4 protein-coding genes are annotated in these 6,857 nt (G+C 44.0%); 1 reads left to right on the forward strand and 3 read right to left on the reverse strand.

Annotated features, from left to right (window positions below):
- Positions 1-321: 321 nt before the first annotated feature.
- The 3 genes from IQ229_RS07220 to IQ229_RS07230 form a co-directional block, all read right to left on the reverse strand.
- On the reverse strand, positions 322-1,551 hold the full coding sequence (locus IQ229_RS07220; RefSeq protein ID WP_194042515.1) for a zinc-dependent alcohol dehydrogenase: 1,230 nt from the start codon (positions 1,549-1,551) through the stop codon (positions 322-324).
- A gap of 265 nt (positions 1,552-1,816) precedes the next feature.
- Entirely contained in the window at positions 1,817-3,373 is a 1,557-nt protein-coding gene (locus IQ229_RS07225) for a TrkH family potassium uptake protein (protein WP_228013263.1), read from the reverse strand.
- The gene (locus tag IQ229_RS07230; RefSeq protein ID WP_194042517.1) at positions 3,306-5,579 is read right to left on the reverse strand and encodes a glycoside hydrolase family 65 protein; all 2,274 of its coding nucleotides are present in this window, start codon (positions 5,577-5,579) and stop codon (positions 3,306-3,308) included. Before IQ229_RS07230 ends, IQ229_RS07225 begins: the two co-directional genes overlap by 68 nt.
- 616 nt (positions 5,580-6,195) lie before the next feature.
- Here IQ229_RS07230 and IQ229_RS07235 point away from each other — a divergent pair.
- A partial coding sequence (locus IQ229_RS07235; protein WP_194042518.1) for a PDC sensor domain-containing protein occupies positions 6,196-6,857 on the forward strand: 662 nt, incomplete at its 3' end.

The raw sequence follows: 6,857 nt of genomic DNA on the forward strand, positions 1-6,857 counted from the left end.
CTATACCTGTGGAAAGTCATCAACTAATGAACACCCAATAATGATGGATCTAAAAAATCTAAACCATCTCGCCCCAGAAAATCCCGAACAGAAGTAGCGAGACGATACTAGGAATGTGAAAATAACCAGCGAAAACTTGAGCAGCAATACCAGCCACAACCGTTACACTTATCAAAATAGTAATAGGCAAGGATTCTTCCATAAAAAATTTAAGTCGTGCTGTACAACCTCCTATAATTAAAATCAAAAGCCATCAGCAAGTTACCCTACTTGCTGATGTCAAAAAAGTTTTTAGTTCACAATACAAGCTTGATAAAGATTCTAAACATTAGCTAAAGCTGCTCCAGGGACTAATTCTACCTTCACCCAACCTGGTTGTCGTCGGTCAAATGCCTTATAAGCATCAATAACTGACATTAGCGGCTCGACTTGTGTCAATACTTTTGTGGGGTCTACTGTGCCATTACGAACCAAATCCACCAACGTAGGAATATATTTGCGGTGATTACAATTGCCCATGTTGATTGTGAGATTTTTGTTCATTGCTGTGCCGATGGGAAAGAAATTATGGGTGGGGGGATAAACTCCAATAATTGAGAGCGTACCAGCTTTGGCTAATGCTTGAACTGCCCACTCTAATACAAGAGACGGAGCATTACCTGGATGCCAATTGCCGTTTTGAGGATTGGTTTTAGGGGCAATTTGTTGTAACTGCTGTTGGAATTGTTGCGCTTCTTGTTGTGCTTTTTCGGCTGCTGGGCCACTGTCAGGAGCATTCGCATCTACGCCAACTGCATCAATCGCTCTATCCACGCCAATTCCCCCGGTTAGTTCGCGGATTGCTTCAATTGGATCTTCGGCATTGTAATCAATGATTTCTGCACCCAAATCACGCGCCATTTCTAAACGTGAGGGAATTGTATCAACTGCAATGATGCGTCCTGCACCGAACAATCTGGCGCTGACGATCGCAAACTGCCCAACAGGGCCACAACCGAAAATGGCAACTGTATCTCCTGGTGTTATCTCTGCAATATCGGCTCCAAAGTATGCCGTAGGGAAGATGTCAGACAATAGAATTGCTTGGTCGTCTGTGACTTCTTTTGGTAACTTGACTAACCCTGCATTGGCATAAGGAATTCGAGCATATTCCGCCTGCAATCCATCGAAGGGGCCTGCTGCTTCTGGGCCTCCGAAAAAAGCTGTCCCGGCGTTATGTCCGTGAGGATTGGCGTTATCACATTGGGCATGATAACCTGTGCGGCAGTAAGAACAGTAGCCGCAGGCAATTGTCGAGGGAACGACAACGCGATCGCCCACTTTCAAATTCCGCACATTGGAACCAATTTCTTCAACAATCCCAACACCTTCATGCCCTAGAATTGTACCGGGTTTCATACCCGTGAATGTTCCCCGAATCATGTGTAAATCTGTGCCACAAATTGCACTAGAGGTCAGTCGAATAATGGCATCGGTTGGTTCTTTGATTTTTGGTTCTGGTACGTTATCTAATCGAATATCTCCGATTCCGTGAAAAACAACCGCTTTCATGGTAAATACTCCTAATTCATGAGGTTTACATTTCAGACAAAAATGAGTAGCTTGTGTTTTGTGGTAGCTCAAAACACAAGAAAATATTTATGCAATAGAGCAAGAAACTTAGTATCCAAATCATTTTCTTGATGGATAGCTTCAGCAGATAATTAAGCTTATTTTGGGCTACACGACATACGCACTTAGAAATTATGGTATCGATATTGCTATAGTTTCTTATCGTCCTCTAGAAGGATATAAGTTGTGGATAGCAATGTCAGGCTCATTTTTTAATCCTAATTACTTGCCGCACGGGACGTAAAAAGGAAGCAAACAGTACTAGCACCGGAATAATTTCCACTCGTCCCATCCACATAAACAAAATTAAAATTAGTTTACCTATCCAATGCAAGTCTGGGTTGGTAATTCCTACTGATAATCCTGAAGTTCCCATTGCGGAAGCTGCCTCTAAAATGACATCGGGAACTGTATACTGCGGTTCAACAACGTGGAGCAAAACAAAGACTCCTACTCCTAAAAAGCCTAGCCAAAGTGTTGCTAAAACTGTAGCTGTTCTAATTTGACGATGAGCTTCAATTTCCGTAAGTTCTTGACTATCGAGTTTGTATTTAATATGCTGGTCAGATTTGAGAAATATCTGCTGTAAATGCCATACTACAGCTTTATATAGAGTAACAATCCGACTAAGTTTGAGTCCGCCACAGATGGAACCAGAAGCCGCACCAAAAATCATTCCCAGACTGATCAACAATCTGGCGCTGGGACTCCAATCTTGGATTTTAACAGTATTAAAACCACAGGTTGTTAAGGCTGAAACCCATTGAAATAAACTGTCGAGCCAGCTAAGTGAGCCTGTAAACGAGTAATGTGTAAGTAGCAGTAATATTGTTCCTAATACTAGTAGTAGCCATAGCGCCCGATGTGAAGGATCTCTCCACAGGGCAGAGAGTCGGCGCTGACTGAGGAATTGTGCGTGTACCGAAAAGCTAATCGCACCTGTAATCATAATGGCGATCGCAGCTAACTGTAAAATTGGTGTATACACAGTAAAGCTCTTGCTAGTAATGGAAAAACCACCCGTAGAAATGCCAGTCATGGCGTGATTAAGAGCTTCCCACCAAGGCATACCCAATAACCCCAACAGCAGTACACTAAATACCGTGTATAGCAGGTAAATTTTCCAAATCTTACGCGCAGTTCCAACAATCGTGGGAGAAATTTTCTTCTGTCGTCCTGCGGCTTGGTAAAGTTGATCGGGATCTGCGCTAGGTTCAAGCACCGACAGCATGAGTACAATTATTCCCACACCACCTATCCACTCTGTGAACGATCGCCACCATTGCAGCGTGTGAGGTAGTTGACTCGCATCAAGAGCCATTGTTAATCCTGTACTGGTATACCCAGAAACAGCTTCAAAGATAGCGTTTAAAGGATGCTGAAACTCACGGATAGTTTGCGAGGTTTGGGGAAATGCAGCCAGATAAGAAGCGATCGCCACAAACGGAATTGCCCCCAATAGGGGAACAATTCCCCAACTCAGGGCAACAATCAACATCGCGTGTTGTATCTCTGCGGCTTCAGCTTGGCGAAATACTTGATAAAGCAACTGTCCTAAACTAAAAGAAATTATTGCTGTGAACACAAACGGCCAAATAGCATAATACTCACCAAATATCAAGCACACGGGTAATGATAGCAGCGCCATTACACCTGGTACATGGAGTAATAAGCCTACATCTCGTAAAATTGTTTTAGTGTAAGCGTGTATCTGCCAAGGTGGGAACTTTAACTGCTGTTTCAGTTCGTAAGTCAAAGTCATACCACTCGTTACGCCATTGCAGGCGAAACTTCAAACGCGTCCAGTTGGGTGGTAGATTGGGACAAGCAATGGGGCCAAATTGAGTCATCCGAATGCCGCCAAAACCGAAAACTACTGCTTGCCATACTCCTCCAGCACTGGCAGCGTGAATTCCTTCGGCGGCGTTTAGTCTCACATCCTCTAAGTCTACCAAGGCCGATCGCAGAAAGTGTGTATAAGCTTCGGCTGGTTGATTGAGGTCGCAAGCTAAGATAGCGTTAATGGCTGGGCCTAGTGAAGAACCATAACTGTGGTCGGTGCGTTGGGTGTAATAGTCCCAGTTGGTGGCGAGGGTGTTATGGTCGTAGCGTAGACGCTTTGCGTCTTGTCGCCAGACATCGCGCAATAAATACAAGAGCATCAATACATCTGGCTGTTTGAGAATCTGCTTTTGGTTTGTAGCTTCAATTCCCAACAAACCTTGCAGGGATTTACTGCGCGGTTCGTAATCAGCGAGGTTAACGTCTTCTAGCTGGAAAAAGCCTTCAAATTGTTCAATTAAACCAGTTTGAGCATCTTCGTTGACAAATAGACGCTCTTGAATTTCCGCCCAATGGTGCAGACGCTCTGTGGTTAAGTTGAGTTTTTGTACTAGTTCTGCTGAGGTTTCAGGATAAGCTTGTTTGAGCCAATCCCACAGTCCCAAAGCTGATTGCAAATGCCACTGTACCATGAGATTGGTGAAGGCATTATTATCGACGCGATCGTGATTTTCATCGGGGCCAATTACATCTAGGATGTCATAGCTGTGGCGCTCTTGGTTCCACTGCACCCGACTTTCCCAGAACACAGCCGTATCAAGAACAATTTCCGCACCATAATCCCGCATCCAGTCATCATCATTGGTAGTCTGCCAGTAGTGCAAAATTGCATAAGCGATATCTGCGGTGATATGCACTTCTATGTCACCGCACCAGATGCGGATTAATTCACCGTTGGGAGCCGGAACCCAACGCGGAGTTACTTCATCGCCAGTAGTAGCACTTTCCCAAGCAAACATTGCTCCTTGATAACCGGCTTCTTGAGCTTTGCGTCTGGCTCCTGGTAGGGTGTGGTAGCGGTAGGTGAGTAAGTTACGCGCTAGAGCTGGTTGAGTTAAGGTGAGGAAAGGCAGGATGAATATTTCTGTATCCCAAAAGATATGTCCGCTATAGGCAAAACCGGAGAGGGTTTTGGGAGGAATGCTTACTCGGCTGTCGTGACGCGGTGTTACAGCTAGTAATTGGAAGAGATTGTAACGGACGCTCAATTGAGCCAAGCGATCGCCTTCTATAATAATGTCACTGTCTTGCCACACTTGCTCCCATGCTGCAATGTGAGCTGCCAATAGCGTAGTATATCTCGGTTCATCAGCGAGTCTTTGTAAGGCGGCGGCAATGGGAATTTCTGTTTCTCGTGAAGTAAACAGGGTGACAATCTTTTCTACAGTTACCGTTTTTCCGGGATATAACTCTAAGGTAGTTGTCAAAATGGGAGAACTAGAAGCTTTTTCGACGCTCACGGGTGCAGTCTCATCACCATCTACCACTAACTTAGCTGCCATCCCAAGTTGAATATTTGAGTGGAGAGTTGTACTGTTTAACCAGAGAATCTGATTTATGCCACCTTGGTTTAAGGTTCGCCAATGTTTAACGCCTTGGGTATGTGGTTCGCTGTCAAATCCGGCTTCAACGGTAATCTCACCCTCAAAGTCTACCGATGTAATTTGAGCGCGAATCGCCAAAACGTGTTGGTCTGCTAAACTGGTGAAACGCTCGAAGTGAAAATCTAGGGTATGACCATTAGGACTACGCCACCGCACATCACGGCTAACTAAACCTAAGCGTAAATCGAGCCGACGTTCGTAGTTGAGAATTTCACCACTGTCCATACTAAAGCGATCGCCACCAACTTTCACCACCAATGGCAGCCAGTTGGGGCAGTTTACCAATTCGGTATGAGTAATTGTCACATCATCATAAACACCGTGGATGAGTACGCCTGGAAAATCCTGTGGATATCCTTCCTCAAATGTACCCCGCACTCCTAACAACCCATTACCAAGAGTGAAAACAGTTTCTTTATGATGCAACTGCGTCGGGTTAAACTCTGTTTCAATAACGTTCCAGTCAGTATTGTCAATTAATTGCTGATTTTGTTGAGAATTGTGAGTGGATACGTTGAGCATGAGTGATAAAACCTATGTCTTGGGGGTTGCTGTGAACAGGATGCAGTAAAATTAGGAGCAATCTTGAAGTGATTAACTCCTTTTCTTTAGCGCGTAGATTAAAAGATAATCTGAACGCTAAAAAACACGCTTCTGATAACAGTAGCGTTTCAAATTTCATCTGTCTATAGTTAGATTTCTTTAAAAATGCCAGTTATAACTCATAAATCTCAACTAGCTACAAATTGATTCAGCTTTTCATCAATTTGTTTCATATTTACAATGAACGCGTCTTTGTCTTTGTGATGGACGTTAGTAATATTTTGGCTGGTAAAATTTACAGGTGCAATTAAGTAACGTTTTGTTCTTTTACCAGAAGTGGTATATTGGCACTTGACCTGACCGAGTACAAACTATGCATAATATCATGTCCGTATAAATAGTTATGATTTCCACAGTCATTGCACCCCACCCCCAGCCCCTCCCCGCCGGCGGGGAGGGGAGACAAAGCATAGCTTTGGCGGGGTGGGGTTCTCCAGGTTTAATAAGTAATCTAGCGGACATGATATAAGCCCACAGGACAGCAAACTAGAGGTGTTGTACTCAGTACTACAGGACAGGAAGGGGGAGTGGGCAGATGAACAAAAATACTGGGCAAGGTAGTGTTTTTTCTCTGTTTAAAGGTGTGCCTCTAAGTGGCATCTTGGTAGCGTTGTTTGTGCTGCAAATCTTGCTAGCTGTGGGATTGACTGCATACTTGTCAATCGGAAACGGGCAAAAGGCAGTCAATGAGGTAGTTAACGAATTACGTCATGAAGTTGCCAATCGAGTCGAACAGAATTTACAAACTTACTTAACAACTGGGCGTCAGGTACTAGGCAGTAATCAAAATGCGATCGATATGGGGTTGCTGAAGATAGAAAATCTGGCAACCTGGGAGTCATATTTAATAGAACAGTTAAAGATTTTTCCAGACGCGTTGGCAATAACTGCAAGCAATGACCAAGAATATTTAGCGGTAGAGAAGTTCAACGATCGCCAATTTTTACTCAGAAAAGCCGATAAGTCAACTGGGTACGACCTCTACACCTACACAATTGACTCTCAAGGTCAACGTACTCAATTACCAGAGGTAATCAAAAACTATGATGCGCGATCGCGTCCTGATTATCAAACAGCAGTTACCGCCAAAAAATTCAGCTTTAGTCAGATTTTTACACCCCGCACTGAACCAACACTCTTAATTAGTGCTTCTCAACCCATTTATAACTCCCAAGGCGAACTACTCGGAGTCAACAG

Source organism: Nostoc cf. edaphicum LEGE 07299, from assembly GCF_015207245.1.
Classification (GTDB): domain Bacteria; phylum Cyanobacteriota; class Cyanobacteriia; order Cyanobacteriales; family Nostocaceae; genus Nostoc; species Nostoc edaphicum_B.